We start from the raw sequence: 24,278 nt of genomic DNA, 5'->3' as shown, positions 1-24,278 counted from the left end.
CCGACTGAATCACCGGAGGGAGACGGCATGGACCGCGTGGAGGGCACGACCTCGGACGAAGCCGAGGCCGCAGCCGCAACCGCCGACGGTGAGAAGCCTCCACAGGGGTCACCCGCACCTGACGATGATGGCCGCGCGGGTGGTGCGGGTGGGAACAACCCGGCCGAAGGCGAAGCCGAGGCCGCACGCCGGCGACGCCGCTGGATCAGACGCACGACGCTCGCCCTGCTCCTGGCCCTGTTCCTCCCCCTCCTGACCGCCGAAACAGCCCTCTACATCAACTACCAGGGCGACCCCGCAGAAGGCACTCACACCCGGAACCGCGACGCCCTCTGGCTCGGCCACGCCTGGGTCGACGGCCGCAAGAAGGACGCCGACGTCACCGCCCTGGCCCGCCGCCTGCAAGACACCGGCATCCGCGACCTGTACGTCCACTCGGGCCCGCTGGAACACGACGGCACCCTGCCCAAGTCGGCCTATCCGAAGGCCCGCTGGTTCATCGACGCCGTACACGACAAGCTCCCCGGCGTCCGCGTCCAGGCCTTCCTGGGCGACGTCCTGGCCACCGAGGGCCCCGACGGCATGCGCCTGGACAACGCGGACACCCGAGCCGCCGTCGTCCGCTCCTCCCGCCAGGTCCTGGACACCGGCTACGACGGCATCCACCTCGACCTGGAGCCCCTGCACTCCGACGACCGGAACTACCTCACCCTCCTCGACGCCCTGCGCCGCGAGACCCGCTCCCGGGACGCCCTCCTCTCCGTCGCCTCCCACCAGATCGACCCGCTCCCCGCCCTCCACTCCGTGGCCGGGACGTTCACCGACCACCCCAAGTGGTGGTCCCAGGAGTTCTTCGGCCAGGTCGCCCGCCGGGTCGACCAGATCGCCGTGATGTCGTACGACACCGCGCAGCCCCTGGAGAGCACCTACGGCGGCTACGTGGCCCAGCAGACCTCCCTCGCCCTGGAGGTCACCCCGCCCTCGACCGACCTGCTGATGGGCCTGCCCTTCTATTGGGAGAGCAACTTCGACCACTGGGGCCACGCCGAGACCGTGCCCGCCGCCGTCCGGGGCGTCCGCCTCGGCCTGTCCCGCACGGACGCCGACCGGGCCCGCTTCGGCGTCGCGCTGTACATCGATTTCGCCGCGACCGAGGCGGACTGGCGCGCGTACAAGGAAGACTGGGTGCGGTGACCAGGACCCGAAGGCCCCTCACCCGCACCGACCTCGCCCCCCTCGCCCGCGCGGCCCTGGGCCCCGGCCGCACCCTCACCGGTGTGGAACGCCTGCGCGGCGGCACGAAGAAGGGCGTCTACCGCCTGACCCTCGACGACGACTCCACGGCCGTCGCCTACGTGTGGTCGGCCGACGAGGACTACTGGGACCAGCCGGACCCCGACCCCCGGGACGTCTTCTCCCACGGCACGGGTCTCGGGCTGTTCACGGCGGCCCACGACCGCCTGGCCGCCTCCGGTGTCCGCACCCCACGCCTGATGTACGCGGACGCCACGCACACCCACCTCCCGGCCGACGCGGCCGTCGTGGAGGACATGACCGGGGGCAGCCTGGAGGACGCCCTCGCCCGGGACCCGCGCGAGGCACCCCGGCTCATGGACCGGATGGCGGACCTGCTCGCCACCCTGCACGCCCACGCCGGCCCCCGCTTCGGGAAGGTCGCCGTCGTCGACAACGGCGGTTCCTCCCACGGCGTCTCCTGCGAACAGCGCGTCACCGACGGCGCCCTGCGCTGCATCGCCGAGGCGGCGCGGCGCGAACCCCGTGCCGCCGCCGTACGCCGGGAACTGGAGGACACGATCCACGCCTTGGCCGCCGAGGTCCGGCCGCGCGACCGCCAGACCCTCCTGCACGGCGAACTGGGCCCCGACCACGTCCTGCTCACGCCCGACGGGCAGCCGGCCCTCATCGACATCGAGGGCCTGATGTACTTCGACGTGGAGCACGAGCACGTCTTCCTCGAGCTCCGCTTCGGCCCCCACTACGACGCCCTGCGCGCCCCCGGCCTGGACGAAGCACGCATTGGCCTGTACCGCCTGTCGATGCACCTCGGCCTGGTCTCGGGCCCGCTGACCCTCATCGAAGGCGACTTCCCGCACCCGGAGCGGATGCGGGAGATCGCCGAACACAACCTCCAGCAGGCGCTCAGCCTGCTGAAGAACGCCTCCTGATCTTCGAGCCCAGCCACACCAGCGGGTCGTACTTGCGGTCGATCGCCCGTTCCTTCAGCGGGATCAGCGCGTTGTCCGTGATCTTGATGCCCTCCGGGCAGACCTCCGTGCAGCACTTGGTGATGTTGCAGTAGCCCAGGCCGTGTTCGTCCTGGGCGGTGGTCTTGCGGTCCAGGCCGGACTCCGCCGCCGCGTCCAGCGGGTGCATGTCCAGCTCCGCCACCCGCATCAGGAAACGGGGTCCCGCGAACGCCTGCTTGTTCTCCTCGTGGTCGCGGACCACATGGCAGGTGTCCTGGCACAGGAAGCACTCGATGCACTTGCGGAACTCCTGCGGACGGTCCACGTCCTCCTGCATCATCCGGTACTCGCCGGGACCGAGATCCGCGGGCGGGACGAAGGCCGGCACTTCCCTGGCCTTCTGGTAGTTGAAGCCGACGTCCGTGACGAGATCGCGGATCACCGGGAACGCCCGCAGGGGCGTCACCGTGATCGTCTCCTCCCGGTCGAACACCGACATGCGCGTCATGCACAACAGCCGCGGCCGGCCGTTGATCTCGGCGGAGCACGAACCGCACTTGCCCGCCTTGCAGTTCCAGCGCACCGCGAGATCGGGGGCCTGGGTGGCCTGGAGGCGGTGGATGATGTCGAGCACCACCTCGCCGTCGTTGACGTCGACCTTGAAGTCCTCCAGGCCGCCGCCTCCCACGTCACCGCGCCACACCTTGAAGTGGGCCGTGTAGCTGCTCATTCGTACAGCTCCTCTTCGGCGAGGTACTTGACCAGCTCCTCCTTGTCGAACAGGGCGAGCAGGTCGGCACGGATGGGTTCGGTGGTCTCGCGGGTGAGGGCGATCTGGCCGCGGACCGGGTCCGTGGCCGCCAGCCCGCCCGTCGGGTCGGTCAGCGCGCACAGCAGGTTGATCCGGCGCCACTTGCGGTCCATCCCCGGATGGTCCTCGCGGGTGTGCCCGCCGCGCGACTCGGTGCGCTCCAGCGCGGCCCGCGCCACGCACTCGCTGACCAGCAGCATGTTCCTGAGGTCCAGGGCGAGGTGCCAGCCCGGGTTGAACTGCCGGTGCCCCTCGACGCCGGCCCGGCGGGCCCGTGCCCGCAGCTCGCCCAGCTTCTCCAGGGCCTGCTTCATCTCCGGCTCGCGGCGGATGATGCCGACCAGGTCGTTCATCGTCTGCTGGAGTTCCTGGTGCAGGGTGTAGGGGTTCTCCGGCGGGCCGCCCTTCGGCTCCTCGGTCTCGGCCTCGGCGGAGAAGGGCCGCAGGGCCTCGGCGGCGGCGGCGTCGACCTGGCCGTCGTCCACGACGGGCCGCGCCCCGGCCAGCCCCGCCGCGTACTCGGCGGCGTGCCAGCCGGCCCGGCGTCCGAACACCAGCAGGTCCGACAGGGAGTTGCCGCCGAGCCGGTTGGAGCCGTGCATGCCGCCGGCCACCTCACCGGCCGCGTACAGTCCGGGCACCCCCCGGGCCGCCGCCGTGTCGGACTCGACCGCGATGCCGCCCATCACGTAGTGACAGGTGGGCCCGACCTCCATCGCCTCGGCCGTGATGTCGACGTCGGCCAGCTCCTTGAACTGGTGGTACATCGACGGCAGCCGGCGTTTGATCACCTCGGCGGGCATCCGGGTCGACACGTCGAGGAACACGCCCCCGTGCGGCGAGCCGCGCCCCTCCTTCACCTCGCTGTTGATCGCCCGCGCGACCTCGTCGCGGGGGAGCAGCTCGGGGGGACGCCGGTTGTGGTCCGGGTCGTCGTACCAGCGGTCGGCCTCGTCCTCGGTCTCGGCGTACTTGTCCTTGAAGACGTCGGGGATGTAGTCGAACATGAACCGCTTGCCGTCGGAGTTGCGCAGCACCCCGCCGTCACCGCGCACCGACTCGGTGACGAGGATGCCCTTCACCGACGGAGGCCAGACCATGCCCGTCGGGTGGAACTGCACGAACTCCATGTTCAGCAGGGGAGCGCCCGCGAGGAGCGCCAGCGCGTGACCGTCGCCGGTGTACTCCCACGAGTTCGACGTCACCTTGAAGGACTTGCCGATGCCGCCCGTCGCGATCACGACGGCCGGTGCCTCCAGGACGAAGAAGCGGCCCGACTCGCGCTCGTAGCCGAAGACCCCGGAGACGCGCCCGTCCTCCTTCAGGACGCGGGTGACCGTGCACTCCTGGAAGACCTTCAGCCGGGACTCGTAGTCGCCGGTCTCCTTGAAGTCCTCCTGCTGGAGGGCGACGATCTTCTGCTGGAGGGTGCGGATCAGCTCCAGGCCCGTGCGGTCGCCGACGTGGGCGAGGCGCGGGTACTCGTGGCCGCCGAAATTGCGCTGGGAGATCCGGCCGTCCTTGGTGCGGTCGAACAGCGCCCCCCAGGTCTCCAGCTCCCACACCCGCTGCGGCGCCTCCTGCGCGTGCAGCTCGGCCATCCGCCACTGGTTGAGGAACTTGCCGCCGCGCATGGTGTCGCGGAAGTGGACCCGCCAGTTGTCGTTCTCGTTGGCGTTGGCCATCGCCGCCGCGATGCCGCCTTCGGCCATCACCGTGTGCGCCTTGCCGAACAGCGACTTGCAGATCACGGCCGTGCGGGCGCCCCGCTCACGTGCCTCGATGGCGGCGCGCAGTCCGGCGCCGCCCGCCCCCACCACGACGACGTCCCACTCCTGCCGGTCGACCACGGACATCAGAACGCACCCCTCATCAGAAGAACCGCGGATCGTCGAAGGCACCGGACGCGACCAGGTAGACGTAGAAGTCGGCGAGCGCCACGCTCACCAGCGACGCCCAGGCGAGCTGCATGTGCCGGGCGTTGAGCCGGCCCGCCCACTGCCACATCCGGTAGCGCACGGGATGCTTGGAGAAGTGCTTCAGCTTGCCGCCGACGATGTGCCGGCACGAGTGGCAGGAGATCGTGTACGCCCAGATCAGCACGATGTTGACCAGGAACACGAGCGTGCCGAGGCCCATGTGGCCCCACTCGTAGTTCTCGTCGCGGAAGGCGAGCACGGTGTCGTAGGTGAGGATCCCGGCGACGACGATCGCGGCGTAGAAGAAGTACCGGTGGATGTTCTGCAGCACCAGCGGGAAGCGGGTCTCACCGGTGTACTTCTTGTGGGGCTCGGCCACCGCGCAGGCCGGCGGGGACGCCCAGAAGCCCCGGTAGTAGGCCTTGCGGTAGTAGTAGCAGGTCAGCCGGAAGCCGAGCGGGAAGATCAGGATGATGATCGCGGGGGAGATCCCCCACCAGCTGCCGAAGATCTCCCAGTTCGGGCCGGCCCTCATCGGCTCGCAGCGCTCCGCCAGGCACGGCGAGTAGAAGGGCGAGACGTACGGCGCCGCGTAGTAGTCGGTGTCGGCGAAGGCCCGCCACGTCGAGTAGACGATGAAGGCCAGCAGACCGGCGACCGTGCCGGCCGGGGCCAGCCACCAGCGGTCGGTGCGCAGGTGCGGGGCGTCGATCGCGGCGCGCGCACCCGCCCGTACGCCGCCGCTTCGGGGATGGGGTTCTGTGGCGGGGGGTTCCGTACCAGTGGCCACTTGACGACTCCGGTCGGGTTCGGGGGACGTGTCGGTCGCTCGACGCCCTCCCGGTCAGGGAGCGCGCCGGTCCCGGGCGCCGAGCCCCTCGTCGTCCGAGTCGACCCACAGCGACGGGTCGTACGGCGCGTCCGAGATGGTGACGAGGTCGGGGCGCTTGGGTGCGGCCGGTGTGGCGGCGGCGTCGCGCAGCAGGGCGACGCTCTCGCGCAGGTGGTTGGCGTCGGCACGGACGCGGCGCATCTCCAGGCCACCGGTGCCGAGCTGCTTCTCCAGGCGTCCCAGCGAGCGGAACAGCTCGTCGAGGGTGCGCTGGACTGACGTCAGTTCGTCGTGAACGGACATGACTTGCCCTCACTTCCGCGGGTCCTTCGAGGCCCAAGGCGGCAACGCTCATGCGCCTGCGAGTGTTGCGCGTCACACCTTGTGCTGTGAAGGGATGTGCATCGATTGGCCGAGGCGTGCGGGTGCACCCTGCGCTGCGCTGCGCCGCACGGGTGACTTCCCGCCCGTGACCGCCGTGTCGCTCTGTGTTGCCGAACCCTTTCCTCTTCAGTGGCCGCATACATCAGATGAACTCCAAATACCGCCAAAAGTGATCATAACGCCCGCGGCTTCCCGGAGGTAGCACAGATGTCCCAGCACGGCGTCGGCCCGCGTGCAGTCACGCGCTCGGTCGCTTTCCTCACCGCCGGTGTGCTCGCGGTGCCCGCGCTCACCGGATGCGGCTCCGAGGACCCGGCGGGCAAGCCGCTCGCCGCACCGGACATCCAGCCCGCGGGCCGCGACCGGATCGCCGACGGCGGCACCCTGCGCTGGGCCGTGGACTCCGTGCCCGACACCCTGAACACCTTCCAGTCGGACGCCGACGCCACCACCCTCCGCGTCGCCCAGGCCGTCCTGCCGTCGATGTTCCGGATGAACGCCTCCGGCCGACCCGAGCGCAACCCCGCCTACCTGGAGTCCGCCGAGGTCGTCGAGACCGAGCCCAAGCAGGTCGTCCTGTACAAGCTGAACCAGCAGGCCGTCTGGAGCGACGGCCGGGAGATCGGCGCCGCCGACTTCGCCGCACAGTGGCGCGCCCTGTCCGGCAAGGACACCGCCTACTGGACCGCCCGCAACGCCGGCTACGACCGCATCCAGAAGATCGAGCGCGGGGACAACGCCCTGGAGGTCCGGGTCACCTTCAGCCGCCCCTACGCCGACTGGCGGTCGTTGTTCTCGCCGCTGTACCCCAAGGACGTCATGGGCACGCCGGACTCCTTCAACGACGGGGCCCGCAAGAAGCTCAAGGTCACCGCCGGTCCCTTCACGGTGAAGAAGGTCGACCGCGAGGACGACGAGATCACCCTCGCCCGCAACCCGCGCTGGTGGGGCGAGCCCGCCAAGCTCTCCGAGATCGTGCTGCGCACCGTGCCGCGCGACAAGCGGGCCGCCGAGCTGGCCGCCGGCACCCTCGACGTGGCCGAGATCGACCCCGCCGCGGCCCGCCGCATCACCGTCGCCGCCCGCCCCCAGAGCTCCAGCAGCCCGCTGATGGGCCCCGGCGCCGACCGGTCCGCCGCGGACGCCCTGCACTCCTGGGCCGTCGCCAACGGCACCGACGAGGACGCCGCCGACGAGGAGACCGTCGCCCGCAAGAAGCTGCGCAAGACGGCCGTCAAGTACGCCCGGCAGCAGCAGGCCCTGCGCGGCTTCGAGGTGCGCAAGTCCCTGGAACCGGCCTTCACCCAGCTCGCCCTGAACGGCGCCGAGGGCCCGCTCGCCGACGAGCGCGTCCGCAGGGCCGTCGCCCGCGCCCTCGACCGCAAGAAACTGGCCGAAACCGTCCTGAAGCCCCTGGGTCTGCCCGCCGTCCCCGTCGGCAGCCACCTGGCCCTGTCCGGTCAGGCCCACTACGCCGACAACAGCGGCGCCCTCGGCGGCCAGGACACCAAGGAGGCCCAGGCCCTGCTCGCGGACGCCGGGTGGGTTCCCGGCGGCCCCCTCAAGGAGCAGAAGAAGAAGGAAAAGGAAGAGGAGAAGGCGGCCGGCGCGGAGGGCGAGAAGGCCGTCGGCGAGGACAACAAGGCGCACGGCGGGCCAGACCCCGCCGACCACCTCGCCCACGACGGCAAGCAGTACCAGCACCCGGCCCGGGGCGGCGGTGCCCCCGGCGCGTACGCCCCCAAGGGCACCGCCGCCCCGGCGAACCGCGAGGCCGCCCCGCTCGCCAAGAACGGCAAGCCCCTCACGCTCCGCTTCGTGCTCCCCTCCGGACCCGGCTCCCAGACGCTGCGCACGGTCGCCGACCGCATCTCCCGCATGCTGGAACGCGTCGGCATCGGCACGGACATCTCGAAGGTCTCGGACGAGTCCTACTTCAAGGACCACATCGCCTCCGGCCAGTACGACCTCGCCCTCTACTCCTGGCCGGCCACCGCCTTCCCCGCCACCGACGCCCGCCCCGTCTACGCCAAGCCCGTCCCGGCCGCCGACGGCTCCCTGAACGTCGAGCAGAACTACACCCGCGTCGGCACCGACCAGGTCGACCAGCTCTTCGACGAGGCCGTGTCCACCCTCGACGAGGGCAAGTCCCGCTCCCTGATCCGCAAGGCCGACTCCCGCATCTGGGCGGCGGCCGGCTCCATCCCCCTCTTCCAGCGCCCCCAGCTCATCGCGGCCCGCAAGAACCTCGTGAACTCCGGAGCATTCGGCTTCGGCACCCCGGTCTACGAGGACATGGGCTTCCTGAAGAAGGGCGCGAAGCCGGCAGCGGGCCCGTCGGCGAAGGGATCAGCCTCCCGGTAGCTCACGGGCCGGGCAGTGCTGACACCCAGCCCGTCCGGCGCAGGCCCGGGCGGTGGCGCCGAGTACCTCCAAACAGGACCTGACCTGCACCGACGTATCCCGGCTAACCCCAACCGTAGCTGACCCGTACCATGGGGTGAGGCCGTGGCATGTTGAGCCCGGCAGGGCCCGCGCACCACCGACGTACGCGCAGGGCATTCCTCACACTCCGGGAGTACGCCTTCTTATGGCCACGCGCCACGACATCCGCAACGTCGCCATCGTCGCCCACGTCGACCACGGCAAGACCACCATCGTCGACGGCATGCTGAAGCAGGCCGGCGCCTTCGCCGCGCACCAGCTCGAAGGCGTCGACGACCGCATGATGGATTCGAACGACCTGGAGCGTGAGAAGGGCATCACGATCCTGGCCAAGAACACGGCGGTGAAGTACCACCCGAAGGACGGGGGGGAAGTCATCACCATCAACATCATCGACACCCCCGGCCACGCCGACTTCGGCGGCGAGGTCGAGCGCGGTCTGTCGATGGTCGACGGCGTCGTCCTGCTCGTGGACGCCTCCGAGGGCCCGCTGCCGCAGACCCGCTTCGTGCTGCGCAAGGCGCTCCAGAAGCGGCTGCCCGTCATCCTGTGCATCAACAAGACGGACCGCCCTGACTCCCGGATCGACGAGGTCGTCAACGAGACCTACGACCTCTTCCTCGACCTGGACGCCGACGAGGAGCAGATCGAGTTCCCGATCGTCTACGCCTGCGGCCGCGATGGCATCGCCTCGCTGACCAAGCCGGACGACGGCACGGTCCCGGCCGACTCCACCAGCCTGGAGCCGTTCTTCTCCACGATCCTGGAGCACATCCCGGCCCCGACCTACGACGAGGCCGCCCCGCTCCAGGCGCACGTCACCAACCTGGACGCCGACAACTTCCTCGGCCGTATCGCGCTGCTCCGCGTCGAGCAGGGCGAGCTGCGCAAGGGCCAGACGGTCGCGTGGATCAAGCGCGACGGCTCCGTCAGCAACGTCCGCATCAGTGAACTGATGATGACCGAGGCGCTGACCCGCAAGCCGGCGGAGCTGGCCGGCCCCGGTGACATCTGCGCCGTCGCCGGTATCCCGGACATCATGATCGGCGAGACCCTGGCCGACCCGGAGAACCCGGTCGCGCTGCCGCTGATCACGGTCGACGAGCCGGCGATCTCCATGGTCATCGGCACCAACACCTCCCCGCTGGTCGGCCGTGGTGCCACCGGCAAGGGCGCCGACAACAAGGCGGCCGTCAAGGACCGCAAGGTCACCGCCCGCCAGGTCAAGGACCGCCTCGACCGCGAGCTGATCGGTAACGTCAGCCTCCGGGTGCTGGACACCGAGCGTCCGGACGCCTGGGAGGTGCAGGGCCGCGGCGAGCTGGCGCTGGCCATCCTCGTCGAGACGATGCGCCGTGAGGGCTTCGAGCTGACCATCGGCAAGCCGCAGGTCGTCACCAAGGAGGTCGACGGCAAGGTCTACGAGCCCGTCGAGCGCATGACGATCGACGTGCCCGAGGAGCACATGGGCGCCGTCACGCAGCTCATGGGCGTCCGCAAGGGCCGCATGGACAACATGTCGAACCACGGCTCCGGCTGGGTCCGCATGGAGTTCGTCGTGCCCTCGCGCGGCCTCATCGGCTTCCGGACCGAGTTCCTGACGCAGACCCGCGGCACGGGCATCGGCCACTCCATCCACGAGGGCTTCGAGCCCTGGTTCGGCACCCTCCAGACCCGTAACAACGGCTCCCTGGTCGCCGACCGCGCCGGTGCGGTCACCGCCTTCGCGATGACCAACCTCCAGGAGCGCGGCGTGCTCTTCGTGGAGCCGGGCACCGAGGTGTACGAGGGCATGATCGTCGGCGAGAACTCCCGCGCCGACGACATGGACGTCAACATCACCAAGGAGAAGAAGCTCACCAACATGCGGTCGTCCACGGCCGATGTGACCGAGTCGATCGTCCCGCCGCGCAAGCTGTCGCTGGAGCAGTCCCTGGAGTTCTGCCGCGACGACGAGTGTGTCGAGGTCACCCCGGAGGCCGTGCGCATCCGCAAGGTGAACCTGGACGCCCGCGAGCGCGCCCGCGCCGCGAGCCGCGCCAAGCACGGCTGACGCCTGCCGTTCGACGACACCGGGCACCCCGCCTCGCGGGGTGCCCGGTGTCGTAGTGAAGCGTCGTAGTAAAGCGGAGGGAACGAGAAGGGAAGGGGTAGGGAAAACCCTCGATTTGCCGGGGACAGCCGTCCGGAGCGCCTTGTTCGCACTACCCTGCTGCGGAAGTGCCGCGCTCTGCCCGCGCACAGGCCCGTTCAACGGCCTTGCGGCGATGGCCTCTTGAGCGAGCGACAGCCACGGTCGGCAGCCTGCACGGCAGCCACGGTAGCCGCAAGCGGTTTATCTCACTCTCGCGTCCGGAATGCGGACACGTGCCACCGATAGATGTGTAACAAGTCCGTTTCGCAGGGATCTTTCACCAAACCCTTTGTCCGGATTTTGGAAGATGTAGGCGCGAGCTGTGATCGAACCGAGACCTCGAGAGTGTGGTTCGCTCCTGGCGCATGGCAGATAGTTAGGCGCGTAGAGCTCGGATGAACGGGTCACTCGCTGGAGGCGGCGCCGACTCACGAGCGCGGGGGCACCTGACGATTTCCGGCACCGGCGACGGGCGGTGGCGGTGGTCTGTCTGTGCTCCCTTTGCGGTGAACCAATGACTTCATAGGAGGAACCCATGCGCGGTGCCAAGAGCGCCAAGTGGGTCGCGGGGGCGATAGTCGTCGCCCTGGCCGCCACCGCCTGCGGCGGCGGCGACGACAGTGCCGGCGACGACATGAACAAGGGGAAGGCCGACCCGAACGGCATCGTCACTGCGCAGCTGAGCGAGCCCCAGAACCCGCTCCAGCCGGCCAACGCCAAGGAGAGCCAGGGCAGCCGTGTCCTGCGCACGATCTTCGCCGGCCTGGTCGACTACGAGCCCGGCACCGGCAAGCTCGAGTACGTCAACGCCGAGTCGGTCACGCCGAACGACGACTCGTCCGAGTGGACCGTCAAGCTCAAGCCGGGCTGGAAGTTCCACGACGGCACCCCGGTCACCGCCAAGTCCTACGTGGACTCCTGGAACTGGTCGGCCAACATCAAGAACAACCAGACCAACTCCAGCTGGTTCTCCGACATCGTCGGCTTCGAGGACGTGCACCCGGAGAAGGGTGACCCGAAGAGCGACAAGATGTCGGGCCTGAAGGTCGTCGACGACAACACCTTCACCATCAAGCTGACGCAGCCCGTCTCGTACTTCGCGTACAAGCTGGGCTACGACGTGTGGGCGCCGCTGCCCGAGGCCTTCTTCAAGGACCCGAAGGCGTTCGGCGAGAAGCCGGTCGGCAACGGCCCGTACAAGTTCGTCTCCTGGGAGCACAACAAGCTCATCAAGGTCCGCAAGTTCGCGGACTACAAGGGCCCGAACGTCGCCAAGAACGGCGGCATCGACTTCAAGAACTACACGACCGCCGACGCCGCGTACTCGGACCTGCGCTCCGACAACGTGGACTGGATCGAGCAGGTCCCGACCACCGCGCTGGCCAACTACAAGACGGACCTCGGCGACCGCGCCATCGACCAGCCGTACTCGGCCGTCCAGTCGATCGTCCCGGCGTTCTACACCAAGCAGTTCAAGGACATCGACCCCAAGGTCATCCAGGGTCTGTCCATGGCGATCGACCGCCAGACGATCACCAAGACCGTCCTCCAGGGCACGCGTACCCCGGCCGACTCCTACGTCGCCCCGGGCGTCCTCGGCTACAAGAAGGGCGCGCTCGGCGACATCGTCAAGTTCGACCCGGCCCAGGCCAAGAAGCTCATCCAGGAGGGTGGCGGCGTCCCGGGCAACAAGATCCAGATCCAGTACAACGCCGACCAGGACCACAAGCCCTGGGTCGACGCGGTCTGCAACTCGATCCGCAAGTCCGTCGGCGTGGAGTGCACCGGCGACCCGAAGCCGACCTTCCAGGCCGACCTCGACGCCCGTGACAACGACCAGGTCAAGTCCATGTACCGCGGTGGCTGGGTGCTCGACTACCCGGTCAACTCGAACTTCATGCGCGACCTGTACGGCACCACGGCGGCCGGCAACACCAGCGGCTACTCCAACAAGGAGTTCGACAAGCTGAGCTCCGAGGCGGACAAGGCCGGCTCGATCGACGAGACCGTGAAGATGTACCAGCAGGCGGAGCAGCTCCTCGCCAAGGACATGCCGGCCATTCCGCTCTGGTTCTACAAGGTCAACAGCGGTCAGTCCAAGAACATCCTGGGCAAGATCGAGTACGGCCAGGACGGTGACCCGATCTTCGACACCATCCAGGTCAAGCAGAAGTAACAAGACGACCGCAGGCCGGTGCCGCCCCTCCCGGAAAAGGGGAGCGGCGGCACCGGCCCGTAGGCACAGGCCTCCACCTCACCCCCTCACCTGCGGTAGATGAGTGCGCAGGCCTCGCCGACCCCTCACGGCATGGAGGCGCAAGATGGGGCGCTACGCCGCCAGGCGACTGCTCCAGATGATCCCGATCTTCATCGGGACAACTCTGTTGATCTTCTTGATGGTCCACATCCTGCCGGGCGACCCGGTCCGGGCCATCTACGGGGACAAGGCTCCCGATCCCGCACAGATCGCGCAGATCAAGCGCGAGTACGGCTTCGACAAGCCCGTCCTCGAGCAGTACTTCCACTACATGCTGAATCTCCTCAAGGGAGACTTCGGCAGCAACCTCGCGGGGCGCCCGGTCGCCGATCTGATGGCCGACGCCTTCCCGGTGACGCTGCGTCTGACGCTGCTGGCCATCACCATCGAGATCATCATCGGTGTGGGCCTCGGCGCGTGGGCCGGTCTGCGGGCCGGCAAGGCCGCCGACACGGGCGTGCTGGTCTTCACCCTGACGGTGATCTCCATCCCCGTGTTCGTGCTGGGCTTCATCGCCCGGTTCATCTTCGCCGACGAACTCGGCTGGCTGCCGCCCAACGTGCAGGACTCCACGAGCTACTCGCAGTTGTTCCTGCCGGCCTTCGTCCTGGCCATGCTGTCCATGGCCTACGTGGCCCGGCTGACCCGGACGACGTTCGCCGAGAACCTGCGGGCCGACTACATGCGCACCGCGCTCGCCAAGGGCCTGCCCCGGCGCCGCATCATCGGTGTCCACCTGCTGCGCAACTCGCTGATCCCGGTCGTCACCTTCGTCGGCACCGACGTCGGCGGCTTCATCGGCGGCGCGGTCATCACCGAGGGCATCTTCAACATCCAGGGTGTCGGCAACCTCCTCTACAGGGCGATCCAGACGAGCGAGGGCTCGACGGTCACGGGTGTGGTGACGGTGCTCGTCCTCGTCATCCTCCTGATCAACCTGCTCATCGACCTGCTGTACGCGGTCCTGGACCCGAGGATCCGGTATGCCTGACGTGACCAAGGCCCAGACCACCGACGCCGCGACCGTGGACGCCGTGGCCCCGCCCGCCGTCGACGCGGCCGGCAAGCAGAGCGCGCAGAAGAGCGAGAAGCCCCGCTCGCTGTGGGGCGACGCCTGGTACGACCTGCGGCACCGGCCCATGTTCTGGATCTCCTCGGTGCTGCTGGTCCTGCTGCTCGTGATCGCCGCGTTCCCCGGCATGTTCACCAGCGTCGACCCGCGCGACGGCGACCTGGTCAACCACTACCTGGGCAAGCCGGAGCTGGGCCACTTCTTCCAGCCCGACTGGTTCGGTTACGACCAGCAGGGCCGTTCCATCTACGCCCGCGTCATCCACGGCACCCGCGCCTCGATCCTCGTCGGCGTGTGCGTCACCGCGGCCGTCACGCTGATCGGCGGTCTGCTCGGCATGCTGGCGGGCTACTTCGGCGGCTGGATCGACTCGGTGATCTCCCGGATCGTCGACATCTTCTTCGGCCTGCCGTTCCTGCTCGGCACCATGGTCGTCCTGAACGCCTTCACCGAGCGCAAGGTGTACGTGGTCATCCTGGCCCTGGCCTTCCTGGGCTGGACCTCGATCGCCCGCGTCACGCGCAGCTCCGTCATCACGGCCAAGCAGGCCGACTACGTGACGGCGGCCCGGGCGCTGGGCGCCGGCACCACGCGGATCCTGTTCCGCCACGTGATGCCGAACGCCGTCGCGCCGACCATCGTCGTGGCCACGATCGCCCTCGGCGGTTACATCTCGGCCGAGGCGACGCTGTCGTTCCTCGGCCTCGGCCTCAGCGACCCGACGATCTCGTGGGGCATCGACATCTCCGAGGGCAGCAAGGTGATCCGGGACAACCCGCACACGCTGCTGTTCCCGGCGGGCATGCTCAGCCTCACGGTCTTCGCGTTCATCATGCTCGGCGACGCGGTCCGCGACGCCCTTGACCCGAAGCTGCGCTGAGGAGGGCGTACGTGACCACCATCGACAAGACCAGGAACGTGCCCGAGCCGCGAGGCGCGGCCGAGGGCGATGTTCCCCTGCTCGAAGTGCGCGACCTGCACGTCGAGTTCCACACCCGTGACGGTGTGGCCAAGGCCGTCAACGGCGTCAACTACACCGTGAACTCCGGCGAGACGCTCGCCGTGCTCGGCGAGTCCGGCTCCGGCAAGTCCGTGACCGCCCAGGCGATCATGGGCATCCTCGACATGCCGCCCGGGCGGATCCCGCAGGGCCAGATCCTGTACCGGGGCGAGGACATGCTCACCATGTCGGGCGACGCCCGGCGCAAGATCCGGGGCAGGAAGATCGCCATGATCTTCCAGGACGCGCTGTCCGCGCTGAACCCGGTGCTGTCCGTCGGCTACCAGCTCGGCGAGATGTTCCGCGTCCACCAGGGCCTGAGCAAGAAGGACGCCAAGGCCAAGGCCATCGAGCTGATGGACCGCGTGAAGATCCCGGCCGCGAAGGAACGCGTCGGCGACTATCCGCACCAGTTCTCCGGCGGTATGCGCCAGCGCATCATGATCGCGATGGCGCTCGCCCTGGAGCCGGACCTGATCATCGCCGACGAGCCCACCACGGCCCTTGACGTGACGGTCCAGGCCCAGGTCATGGACCTGCTCTCGGACCTGCAGCGCGAGTACAACATGGGCCTGATCCTGATCACCCACGACCTCGGCGTGGTCGCCGACGTCGCGGACAAGATCGCGGTGATGTACGCGGGCCGGATCGTGGAGACCGCGCCCGTGCACGAGCTGTACAAGCGGCCCGCGCACCCCTACACCAAGGGTCTGCTCGAATCGATCCCGCGCCTGGACCAGAAGGGCCAGGACCTGTACGCCATCAAGGGTCTGCCGCCCAACCTGACGCGTATCCCGTCCGGTTGCGCCTTCAACCCGCGGTGCCCGCAGGCGCAGGACATCTGCCGTACGGACGTCCCGGCTCTGCACCCGGTCACCGAGCGGGACGGTGGCGAGCTGGTCGGCCGCGGCAGCGCGTGCCACTTCTGGAAGGAGACGATCCATGGCTGAGCAGGACAAGAAGGGCGAGTCCATGGACGCCACCCCCAACGTCACCGAGGTCGAGACGGTCGACGCGGCCACCGACGAGGAGGCCGTCGCGGCGATCGAGGCGCCGGTCGAGCGCGGCGAGCCGATCCTGCAGGTACGCAACCTGGTCAAGCACTTCCCGCTGACCCAGGGGATCCTGTTCAAGCGTCAGATCGGCGCGGTCAAGGCCGTGGACGGGGTCTCCTTCGACCTCTACCAGGGCGAGACGCTCGGCATCGTGGGCGAGTCCGGCTGTGGCAAGTCCACGGTCGCCAAGCTGCTGATGATGCTGGAGAAGGCGACCGCGGGCGAGATCTTCTACAAGGGCCAGGACATCACCAAGCTGTCCGGCCGCGCCCTGAAGGCCGTACGCCGCAACATCCAGATGGTCTTCCAGGACCCGTACACCTCGCTCAACCCCCGTATGACGGTGGGCGACATCATCGGGGAGACCTTCGAGATCCACTCGGAGGTGGCGCCGAAGGGCGACCGCCGCCGCAAGGTCCAGGACCTGCTGGACGTGGTCGGCCTCAACCCCGAGTACATCAACCGCTACCCGCACCAGTTCTCGGGCGGTCAGCGCCAGCGCATCGGCATCGCCCGCGGCCTGGCGCTCAACCCCGAGATCATCATCTGCGACGAGCCGGTCTCCGCGCTGGACGTGTCCGTCCAGGCGCAGGTCATCAACCTGATGGAGAAGCTCCAGGACGAGTTCAACCTGTCCTACCTCTTCATCGCGCACGACCTGTCGATCGTCCGGCACATCTCGGACCGGGTGGGTGTGATGTACCTGGGCAAGATGGCCGAGATCGGTACGGACACGGAGATCTACGAGCACCCGACCCACCCCTACACGCAGGCCCTGCTCTCAGCCGTCCCGGTCCCCGACCCGGAGTCCCGCGAGGGCCGCGAACGCATCATCCTCACCGGAGACGTCCCGTCCCCGGCCAACCCGCCCTCGGGCTGTCGCTTCCGCACCCGCTGCTGGAAGGCCCAGGACAAGTGCGCCCAGGAGACCCCCCTCCTGGCCATCCCCGAGCGTTTCAAGGGCGAGGACACTCCGGCGGCCCACGAGTCGGCCTGCCACTTCGCCGAGGAGAAGGACGTGGTCCACGCGGCCTGACGTCCCGATACGGCATCCCTTCCGGTTCCCGGCCCTGTCATCAGGGGCCGGGAATCGGCGCATTCGCCCGAGCTGCGGGCAGTCGTGCCTCCCCCAGTGCCTTAAGGGCCTGGGAGGTACCCCCAGGGCGGCACGGGTGGGCGCAGTGGCACCCCGCTACGCCGGGAGGTCGAGCCGGCGGTTGCCGGAGTGCGCACAAACCCCCGCGAACTGCGTTAACACGCAGGCAACTTCGCCGACCCGATTCCGATATACGGACGCGTCAGGCTGAACAGCGTACGGCCGTGCGGGTGCCGTAAACGGGCCGGGGCAGCGCCATGTCGCCCCGGCCCGTTGCCATGTTCAGGTGCCGGTGATGCCCAGGGACCGCTTCAGGAAGTCGACCTGGAGCAGGAGCAGGTTCTCCGCGACCTGTTCCTGTGGGGTGATGTGGGTGACCCCGGACAGCGGCAGCACCTCGTGCGGGCGGCCGGCGGCCAGGAGGGCCGAGGACAGGCGCAGGGCGTGGGCGACGACCACGTTGTCGTCGGCGAGGCCGTGCACGAGCATCAGCGGGCGGTGCGGCTCGGCGGGGGAGGACAGGCCGTCCGCCGTGACGAGGGAGCTCCGCGCGTACGCGTCCGGCTGGTCGGCCGGGTCTCCCAGGTAGCGCTCCGTGTAGTGCGTGTCGTACAGGCGCCAGTCCGTCACCGGGGCGCCCGCGATGCCCGCGTGGAAGACGTCCGGCCGGCGCAGCACCGCGAGGCCCGCCAGCCAGCCGCCGAAGGACCAGCCGCGGATCGCCACCCGGTTCAGATCCAGCGGAAACCTCTTCGCGAGGTCCTCCAGGGCCTCGACCTGGTCGTCCAGGGAGAGCGTGAAGTCGTGGTGGATCCCCTTCTCCCAGGCGGGGGAGCGGCCCGGGGTGCCCCGGCCGTCCGCGACGACCACCGCGAATCCCTGGTCCGCGAACCACTGAGAGGTGAGATGCGGGTTGTGGGCCGCGAGGACCCGCTGCCCGTGCGGCCCGCCGTACGGGTCCATGAGCACCGGAAGGGGGGTGTCACCGGCGTAGTCCCGAGGCATAAGCACGGCGCACGGGATGCGGCGTGCGCCCCCCTCGGTGAGCGTCACGCGGGGGGACATACCAGGATGTTCGGCGTATGAGGGGACAACAACCGTCGGTTTCCCGTCGCGCAGTACCTGCACCCGCGCACCCGGCCGATCCAGCGCCGCCGAGACCAGAACCGTCACGTCCCCGGCCCGCACCGCCGCGTGCACGCCCGGCTCCCGCGACACCCGCTCCACGCCCAGCTCGTTCACCCGGTACACATGCACCTGTCCGGTCTCCGCCTCGGCGGCCTCCTCGCCCGCCGACGCCGAGATCAGCACGTCGTCGTCGGAGACGTCCAGTACGGCCCGCACATGCAGCTGCGCCCCGGTGAGCGGCCGGTCCCCGACCGCCAGCAGCCGCGCACCGCCCTCGTCCGCGATCCGCACCAGCCGCCCGGCCGGACTCCAGCACGGCACCCCGGGGAAAAGATCAAGCCAAATCCGATCTTCGTCGGCGTGCACCATCCGGGTCGCGCCCGACTCCGGATCCACCGCGAGGATCAGCTGGCTGCGCTGATCGCGCGCCTGGACGAGCAGCAGCGGAGCGCCCGCCGCTGACCAGTGCACCCGCGCCAGATACGGGTACCGCGCCCGGTCCCAGGCGACCTCCGTGCGCGCCCCGTCCAGACCGACCACGAACAGCCGTACGTCCGCGTTGCCGGTTCCCGCCGCCGGATACGCCACCCGCTGCGGCTCGCGTTCCGGATGCGCCGGGTCGGAGATCCACCACCGGTCCACCGGCGTGTCGTCCGCGCGCGCCACGAGCAGCCGGTCCGACTCCGGCGCCCACCAGAAGCCGCGTGACCGCCCCATCTCCTCGGCCGCGATGAACTCGGCCAGCCCATATGAGACATTTTCCGAATCCGGCTCGGCGAGCGCCCGGTCGCCGTCCCCCTCCGCGCCCACGACGCGCAGCGCACCCTGCGCGACGTAGGCGACATAGCGCCCGTCGGGCGACGGACGCGGGTCGATCACCGGCCCGGGCGTGGGCAGTTCACGCGCCGTCCCGGCCCGCAGCTCGGCCGCGAAAAGCCGCCCTGACAAGGCGAAAGAGGCCAACTCGACGGCTGTGTCGGTGGCGTACCCGACGATGCCGGCGCCGCCCTCCCGGCTGCGCTCACGCCGCGCGCGCTCTTCGGGCGAGAGGTCCTCCGAGGCACCGCCCAGCAGGGCGCGCGGGTCGGCGGCCACGCGCTCCCCGCCCTCCTCCGTGTCGAGGACCCACAGAGAATTCGCCCGGTCCGTACCGGAACCGGAGCGCAGGAACACGACACGTGAACCGTCGGGCGCCACAGTGAACGAACGCGGCGCGCCGAGCGTGAAGCGCTGGGTACGGGCGTGCCGCCGGGGGAAGGAGTCAGGCTCGGTCGTCATGCCCTGACCATATTGGCCATGCGCCCCCTTGTGCGGCCGTGCGCCGATCGATGCGCACGGACGGATAGTTATGATCAATGTCGCATAGTGGGTATGAACCTGCTGGCTGCTGTACGGATTTGATGCCCCCATAGTCCGACCCCCCGCGCCCTCGTGGATCTTTGGAGGTGAGCCGCCGTGGCACTCTCGATTTCGGCGGTGGTGCTGCTGGCGATCATCGTCTTCCTGTTGATCAAGAAGTCGGGACTGAAGGCGGGGCATGCGATCGTCTGCATGCTGCTCGGCTTCTATCTCGCCTCCTCGACCGTGGCTCCCACGATCAACGAGCTGACGACCAACATCGCGGGCATGATCGGCAGCATCAAGTTCTGACCGCCGGACCTCGTAGTCTGGGTCCATGACGGAACTGCCCGACCGGCGTCTGCTGCTGGTGCACGCGCACCCGGACGACGAGTCGATCAACAACGGCGCGACCATGGCCAGGTACGCGGCCGAGGGTGCCCACGTCACCCTGGTCACCTGCACCCTCGGCGAACGCGGCGAGGTCATCCCGCCCGAGCTCGCGCACCTGAGCGGCCCGGCCCTGGGCCAGCACCGCCGCCGGGAGCTCAGCGTCGCCATGGCCGAGCTCGGCGTCGAGGACTTCCGCCTGCTCGGCGGCGCCGGACGCTACAGCGACTCCGGGATGATGGGCCTGCCCGACAACGACGACCCCGGCTGCTTCTGGCAGGCCGACGTCGACGAGGCCGCCGCACACCTCGTCGAGGTGATCCGCGAGGTACGCCCCCAGGTCCTCGTCACCTACGACGACAACGGCGGCTACGGCCACCCCGACCACATCCAGGCCCACCGCGTCGCCATGCGGGCCGTCGAGCTGGCCGCCGAGTCGGGCCGGCCGATCCCCAAGGTCTACTGGAACCGGGTTCCCCGGCCGGTTGTCGAGGAATCCTTCGCCCGGCTCCGCGAGGACCTGCCCGGCACGCCCTTCGCCAAGGCGGCCGACGTCGACGACGTCCCGGGTGTGGTGGCCGAGGAGCGGATCACCACCGTCGTCGACGGCACCGCGCACGCCGCCGCCAAAGCCGCCGCGATGCGCGCCCACGCCACCCAGATCAGCGTGTCCGGGCCGTACTTCGCACTGTCCAACGAACTCGCCCAGCCGATCCTCACGACCGAGTACTACGAGCTGGTGCGGGGCGAGCGGGCACCCGGCGAGCGGGAGACGGACCTGTTCGCCGGTGTCGAGGAGTCCTCATGAGCGACCGGAGTCCGATGCTCGCCCAGCCGTTGCGGCCGCCCTCCGCCGGACGGGCCGCCGCCTGTGCGGGGTTCTTCCTGCTCGGCGCCGTGATCGGCGCGGCCGGGGCGCTGGTGCAACCCGCGTGGTTCCCCGGCGGGCTGCTGCTCGCCCTCGCCGGTGAGGCCGGGCTCGTCCTCGGTGCCGCGCGGGTCACCCGCGGGCGGGCCGGGGGCGTCGCGGCCGCCGCCGGCTGGATGCTCTCCGTGGTCCTGCTCACCGCCAGCCGTCCGGAGGGCGACTTCCTCTTCGCAGCCGGCTCGGGCTCCTATCTCTTCCTGCTCGGCGGCATCGCTGTGGCTGTGATCTGCGCCACCCTCGCCCCGAGGCGGCAACCGGACGGCGACCCCGTCCGACTTGGGAAGTGACGTACCACTTCGCCAGGACGTGCCCGTGGGGGTCCGGTGTGAGTTTCCCCAGCGGTCCTGAGATACGGGTGAGAAGTGGCCAGTATGGTGGTGCGCGCCGCCGAGCTGCCCGCGTGAGGTTGTGTCGGGCGGCGGAGCCAACCGGGAGAACCTGCCTTGAGTCGTGAAACTGACACTCCGTCCTCCGGGCCCAACGGGCGCGGCGGAGCCGCCTACCCGTCGGGTACGCCGCCGTACGGGACCCCGACGGTGTCCGACGGCGGTACGGAAGCGGGCCGTTCGGCCACGCGGCCGGAGGAACGCAAGACCGAGACCACGCTGACGACCCGGATCCGGATCAACATCCCCGGGTCACGGCCCATTCCGCCGGTGGTGGTGCGCAAGCCCGTCGCGGACGCGGAGGCCTCCGGCGACACCAGTACCGGTTCCGGCGCGAGAGCGGGCAACGAAGCGAAGGCTCCGGGCGCCGCCACGCCCGGGGGTACCGGCACGGTCGAGCCCGCTGCCGAGTCCGGCCAGTCCGGTCCGTCGGGCCAGTCCGGCGAGGACAAGCCGACCAGTGACTGGTTCGCGCCGCGCAAGTCCGGCTCGGGCAAGCCCGGTCAGGGCGGCGGCTCCGCCAACGGGGCCGGTCTGCCGGGCGGTTCGGGTCCGGCCGCGGGCGGTTCCGGTGGCACCGGTTCGGGTGGCTCCGCAGCGGGCGGTTCCGGTGCGGGTGGTTCCGGTACCGGGCGGCCCGGTGGTGTGGTCGGTTCCATGAGCAGGCCGGGCGGCTCCCGGTCCGGCGGCACGAACGGCGCGGGGCTTCCCGGCGGGGCGACCGGCGGCCCCATCGCGCCCGGGCACGGCGGCGGCACGGGCTCCTTCGACGTCACCGAGGCACTGGCGGCGGGTCCCCTCGGCAACGGTTCACGTCCGGCCCCGGGCGGTGACGGCGGTGAGACGCGCCGCGACGACCTGCCGTACTTCTCGGAGAACGACCGCCTCGGCCAGAACGGCCAGGGCGGCTACGGCGGCCAGGGCACTCCCCACGGCTACGGCGACGCGGGCGGCCCCGGCACCCAGGGCCCGGCCGGCCCGACGGGCGGCCCGGTCACCGGCGACGGCCCGATGGCCCCACCGGCAGGCGGCCCCGGCGCCCAGGGCGGCTTCGACGAGCAGGGCGGCGGCCCCGGCGGGCCCGGCGCTTTCAACGAGCCGGGTCGCTCGGGTGGCCCTCGCGGCTTCAACGAGCCCGGTCGTTCGGGTGGCCCTGGCGGTTTCAACGAGCCGGGTGGCTCGGGTGGCCCTGGCGGCTTCACTGAGCCGGGTGGTCCAGGTGGTCCTGGTGGCTTCGACGATCCCGGCAGGCCTGGTGGTCCTGGCGGTTTCAACGAGCCTGGTCGCTCCGGTAGCCCCGGCGGCTTCGATGAGCCGGGCAGGCCCGGGGGCCCCGGCAGCTTCGGCGAGCCCGGCAGGCCCGGTGGCCCCGGCGCCTTCGACGAGCCCGGTCGCCCCGGCACGCACGGCGGCCCCGGCGCCCCCAGCGCCTTCAACGACCCCGGCCGACCGGGCGGCCCCGGCGCGCCTGCCGGTCCGGGCGCTCCTGCCGGTCGCGGCGCCATAGGCGGCCCCGCCGGCACGGGCGGACCCGGAGGACCTGCCGGTACGGCGGGGCCCGGAGGCCCTGGCCCCGGAAATCCCGGCGGCGCCCCCGGCCTCGCCGCTCCCACCGGCCACGGCCCCGGCGGCGGGATGAGCGACGACACCGCCATCCTCACCCCGCAGAAGCCGGCCCCCGAGCCGCCGGACGGCCAGGGCTACGGCCCCCGGCACGACAACGTCTCCGGGCACACCGTCACCAGCGGTATCCCGGTCGTACCGCCCGGCGCGGCCTCGTCGTTCGGTCCGGGCGCACCCGGTGACGGCCCGGTGCCCCACACGGCCCCGAAGCTGCCCGAGCCGGTCTCCCCGCCCCCGGCGAGCTCCACGAAGGCGCCGAAGAAGAAGGGGCGCAACAAGCTCGTGCTGCTCGCCGCAGGCCTGGTGGTCGTGGCCGGTGGCGTGTACGGCGCCGGACTGCTGATGAACCGCACCGACGTGCCCAAGGGCACCAGCGTGCTCGGCGTGGACATCGGCGGCACCACCCGCGACGGCGCGGTCAAGAAGCTCAACGACGCCTTCGACGGCCGGGTGGGCAAGCCGCTGAAGCTGTCGGTGGGCGGCAAGACCGTGTCCCTCGACCCGGACAAGGCGGGGCTCCAGTTCGACATGGACGCCACGGCCGACGCGGCGGCGAAGAGCGACTACAACCCGGTCTCCGTGATCGGCTCGCTCTTCGGCAACCACCGCGTCGTCAAGCCCGTCATGCCCGTCGACGAGGAGAAGCTGCACGCGTCCCTGGAGAACGCCGCGGGCGGCTCCGGCGCGTCGACCGACGGCACGATCAAGTTCGAGGGCGGCAAGGCCGTCCCGGTGTACGGCAAGACGGGCAAGGGCATCGACGTCGCCAAATCGACCGCCGCGGTCGAGGAGGCGTACCGCACCCAGGTGGAGACCGGCACCTCCGGCACGGTGAACCTCCCGACCACCACCCGGCAGCCGACGGTCTCGAACGCCGAGGTCGACCGGATGCTCAAGGAGTTCGCGCAGCCCGCGATGTCCGACCTCGCCACCGTTCGCACCGACGCGGCGCACAGCATCGACTTCGGCCGCGTGTCCCTGCCGAAGATCCTCAGCTTCAAGGCCGTCGACGGCAAGCTGGTGGACACGTACAACCTCAAGGCCCTCAAGGAGGCGTACGGCACGACCTTCGAGGGCGTGAAGATCGACGGCGCGAGCGGCAAGCGCGACGTGCTGCCGCAGGACGTCGTCACGGCCCTGCGCGAGGCCCTGCGGGGCAAGACGCCCGCGGAGCGCATCGGAGTCATCGACACCAAGCCGAACTGACCTCCTGCCGCCCGGCCGCATGAAGCCCCTGCCCACACCGGACAGGGGCTTCGTCGCTGTCACCCGC

The 24,278-nt window shown here is 70.1% G+C and carries 18 protein-coding genes; 13 read left to right on the top strand and 5 right to left on the bottom strand.

All coding sequences use genetic code 11. The features are described 5' to 3' along the window. The first annotated feature begins 27 nt into the window (after positions 1-27). Both ABZ192_RS34795 and ABZ192_RS34790 read left to right on the top strand, forming a co-directional pair. Positions 28-1,194 (top strand): glycosyl hydrolase family 18 protein, encoded by a 1,167-nt coding sequence (locus ABZ192_RS34795; RefSeq protein WP_356928474.1) that lies wholly within the window; start codon positions 28-30, stop codon positions 1,192-1,194. After that, positions 1,191-2,186, top strand: a complete 996-nt coding sequence (locus tag ABZ192_RS34790) for a phosphotransferase (RefSeq protein ID WP_356928473.1) — start codon at positions 1,191-1,193, stop codon at positions 2,184-2,186. The genes ABZ192_RS34795 and ABZ192_RS34790 overlap by 4 nt, the downstream gene beginning before the upstream one ends. Here the strand turns inward: ABZ192_RS34790 and ABZ192_RS34785 are convergent. From ABZ192_RS34785 to ABZ192_RS34770, 4 genes are read right to left on the bottom strand one after another with little or no spacing between them, the layout of a single operon-like run. Continuing rightward, positions 2,161-2,937 carry a succinate dehydrogenase/fumarate reductase iron-sulfur subunit gene (locus ABZ192_RS34785; RefSeq protein WP_356928472.1) on the bottom strand — a complete coding sequence of 259 codons (777 nt, stop codon included), beginning with the start codon at positions 2,935-2,937 and terminating at the stop codon, positions 2,161-2,163. The genes ABZ192_RS34790 and ABZ192_RS34785 overlap by 26 nt on opposite strands. After that, the gene (locus ABZ192_RS34780) at positions 2,934-4,874 is read right to left on the bottom strand and encodes a fumarate reductase/succinate dehydrogenase flavoprotein subunit (protein WP_356928471.1); all 1,941 of its coding nucleotides are present in this window, start codon (positions 4,872-4,874) and stop codon (positions 2,934-2,936) included. The genes ABZ192_RS34785 and ABZ192_RS34780 overlap by 4 nt, the downstream gene beginning before the upstream one ends. Positions 4,875-4,890: 16 nt before the next feature. Next, positions 4,891-5,727: a hypothetical protein gene (locus tag ABZ192_RS34775; protein WP_356928470.1), complete on the bottom strand. Its 837-nt coding sequence runs from the start codon at positions 5,725-5,727 to the stop codon at positions 4,891-4,893. 54 nt (positions 5,728-5,781) lie between these two features. Beyond that, positions 5,782-6,072 (bottom strand): hypothetical protein, encoded by a 291-nt coding sequence (locus ABZ192_RS34770; RefSeq protein ID WP_356928469.1) that lies wholly within the window; start codon positions 6,070-6,072, stop codon positions 5,782-5,784. Between the two features lie 288 nt (positions 6,073-6,360). On the opposite strand from ABZ192_RS34770, the gene ABZ192_RS34765 reads away from it, so the two are divergent. The 7 genes from ABZ192_RS34765 (at position 6,361) to ABZ192_RS34735 (ending at position 17,152) form a co-directional block, all read left to right on the top strand. Beyond that, positions 6,361-8,517: an ABC transporter family substrate-binding protein gene (locus ABZ192_RS34765; protein ID WP_356928468.1), complete on the top strand. Its 2,157-nt coding sequence runs from the start codon at positions 6,361-6,363 to the stop codon at positions 8,515-8,517. A gap of 226 nt (positions 8,518-8,743) precedes the next feature. Then, positions 8,744-10,651, top strand: coding sequence for a translational GTPase TypA (gene typA, locus ABZ192_RS34760; protein WP_086848907.1), 1,908 nt, complete (start codon positions 8,744-8,746; stop codon positions 10,649-10,651). Positions 10,652-11,267: 616 nt separating this feature from the next. Then, complete coding sequence (locus tag ABZ192_RS34755; RefSeq protein ID WP_356928467.1) at positions 11,268-12,908, top strand: ABC transporter substrate-binding protein; 1,641 nt, start codon at positions 11,268-11,270, stop codon at positions 12,906-12,908. A 145-nt stretch (positions 12,909-13,053) separates the two neighbouring features. Beyond that, positions 13,054-13,980, top strand: coding sequence for an ABC transporter permease (locus ABZ192_RS34750; protein ID WP_356928466.1), 927 nt, complete (start codon positions 13,054-13,056; stop codon positions 13,978-13,980). Next, positions 13,973-14,941, top strand: a complete 969-nt coding sequence (locus ABZ192_RS34745; protein WP_356928465.1) for an ABC transporter permease — start codon at positions 13,973-13,975, stop codon at positions 14,939-14,941. The genes ABZ192_RS34750 and ABZ192_RS34745 overlap by 8 nt, the downstream gene beginning before the upstream one ends. Positions 14,942-14,952: 11 nt before the next feature. After that, the gene (locus ABZ192_RS34740; RefSeq protein WP_356928464.1) at positions 14,953-16,011 is read left to right on the top strand and encodes an ABC transporter ATP-binding protein; all 1,059 of its coding nucleotides are present in this window, start codon (positions 14,953-14,955) and stop codon (positions 16,009-16,011) included. Next, on the top strand, positions 16,004-17,152 hold the full coding sequence (locus ABZ192_RS34735) for a dipeptide ABC transporter ATP-binding protein (RefSeq protein ID WP_356928463.1): 1,149 nt from the start codon (positions 16,004-16,006) through the stop codon (positions 17,150-17,152). Before ABZ192_RS34740 ends, ABZ192_RS34735 begins: the two co-directional genes overlap by 8 nt. A gap of 342 nt (positions 17,153-17,494) precedes the next feature. Here the strand turns inward: ABZ192_RS34735 and ABZ192_RS34730 are convergent, their stop codons facing one another. After that, positions 17,495-19,618: a prolyl oligopeptidase family serine peptidase gene (locus ABZ192_RS34730; RefSeq protein ID WP_356928462.1), complete on the bottom strand. Its 2,124-nt coding sequence runs from the start codon at positions 19,616-19,618 to the stop codon at positions 17,495-17,497. Between the two features lie 177 nt (positions 19,619-19,795). Here ABZ192_RS34730 and ABZ192_RS34725 point away from each other — a divergent pair, with 177 nt between their 5' ends. The 4 genes from ABZ192_RS34725 to ABZ192_RS34710 all read left to right on the top strand — a co-directional run bounded on the left by ABZ192_RS34725 (position 19,796) and on the right by ABZ192_RS34710 (position 24,211). After that, entirely contained in the window at positions 19,796-19,990 is a 195-nt protein-coding gene (locus ABZ192_RS34725) for a hypothetical protein (RefSeq protein WP_030842840.1), read from the top strand. Positions 19,991-20,015: 25 nt separating this feature from the next. Further along, positions 20,016-20,876 (top strand): N-acetyl-1-D-myo-inositol-2-amino-2-deoxy-alpha-D-glucopyranoside deacetylase, encoded by an 861-nt coding sequence (mshB, locus tag ABZ192_RS34720; RefSeq protein ID WP_356928461.1) that lies wholly within the window; start codon positions 20,016-20,018, stop codon positions 20,874-20,876. Then, positions 20,873-21,283 carry a DUF6113 family protein gene (locus ABZ192_RS34715; protein ID WP_356928460.1) on the top strand — a complete coding sequence of 137 codons (411 nt, stop codon included), beginning with the start codon at positions 20,873-20,875 and terminating at the stop codon, positions 21,281-21,283. Before mshB ends, ABZ192_RS34715 begins: the two co-directional genes overlap by 4 nt. A 156-nt stretch (positions 21,284-21,439) precedes the next feature. Further along, positions 21,440-24,211, top strand: a complete 2,772-nt coding sequence (locus ABZ192_RS34710; protein WP_356928459.1) for a hypothetical protein — start codon at positions 21,440-21,442, stop codon at positions 24,209-24,211. Positions 24,212-24,278: the final 67 nt, after the last annotated feature.

It is taken from the genome of Streptomyces sp. NPDC006235, assembly GCF_040613735.1.
GTDB lineage: Bacteria > Actinomycetota > Actinomycetes > Streptomycetales > Streptomycetaceae > Streptomyces.
This window is presented reverse-complemented; position numbering and strand designations above follow the sequence as displayed.

Excerpts from the sequence above, each read along its gene's own strand:
- ABZ192_RS34795 (WP_356928474.1), top strand. The coding sequence starts at position 28 with ATGGACCGCGTGGAGGGCACGACCTCGGACGAAGCCGAGGCCGCAGCC.
- ABZ192_RS34785 (WP_356928472.1), bottom strand. The coding sequence starts at position 2,937 with ATGAGCAGCTACACGGCCCACTTCAAGGTGTGGCGCGGTGACGTGGGA.
- ABZ192_RS34780 (WP_356928471.1), bottom strand. The coding sequence starts at position 4,874 with ATGTCCGTGGTCGACCGGCAGGAGTGGGACGTCGTCGTGGTGGGGGCG.
- ABZ192_RS34770 (WP_356928469.1), bottom strand. The coding sequence starts at position 6,072 with ATGTCCGTTCACGACGAACTGACGTCAGTCCAGCGCACCCTCGACGAG.
- ABZ192_RS34765 (WP_356928468.1), top strand. The coding sequence starts at position 6,361 with ATGTCCCAGCACGGCGTCGGCCCGCGTGCAGTCACGCGCTCGGTCGCT.
- typA (WP_086848907.1), top strand. The coding sequence starts at position 8,744 with ATGGCCACGCGCCACGACATCCGCAACGTCGCCATCGTCGCCCACGTC.
- ABZ192_RS34755 (WP_356928467.1), top strand. The coding sequence starts at position 11,268 with ATGCGCGGTGCCAAGAGCGCCAAGTGGGTCGCGGGGGCGATAGTCGTC.
- ABZ192_RS34750 (WP_356928466.1), top strand. The coding sequence starts at position 13,054 with ATGGGGCGCTACGCCGCCAGGCGACTGCTCCAGATGATCCCGATCTTC.
- ABZ192_RS34745 (WP_356928465.1), top strand. The coding sequence starts at position 13,973 with ATGCCTGACGTGACCAAGGCCCAGACCACCGACGCCGCGACCGTGGAC.
- ABZ192_RS34735 (WP_356928463.1), top strand. The coding sequence starts at position 16,004 with ATGGCTGAGCAGGACAAGAAGGGCGAGTCCATGGACGCCACCCCCAAC.
- ABZ192_RS34730 (WP_356928462.1), bottom strand. The coding sequence starts at position 19,618 with ATGACGACCGAGCCTGACTCCTTCCCCCGGCGGCACGCCCGTACCCAG.
- mshB (WP_356928461.1), top strand. The coding sequence starts at position 20,016 with ATGACGGAACTGCCCGACCGGCGTCTGCTGCTGGTGCACGCGCACCCG.
- ABZ192_RS34715 (WP_356928460.1), top strand. The coding sequence starts at position 20,873 with ATGAGCGACCGGAGTCCGATGCTCGCCCAGCCGTTGCGGCCGCCCTCC.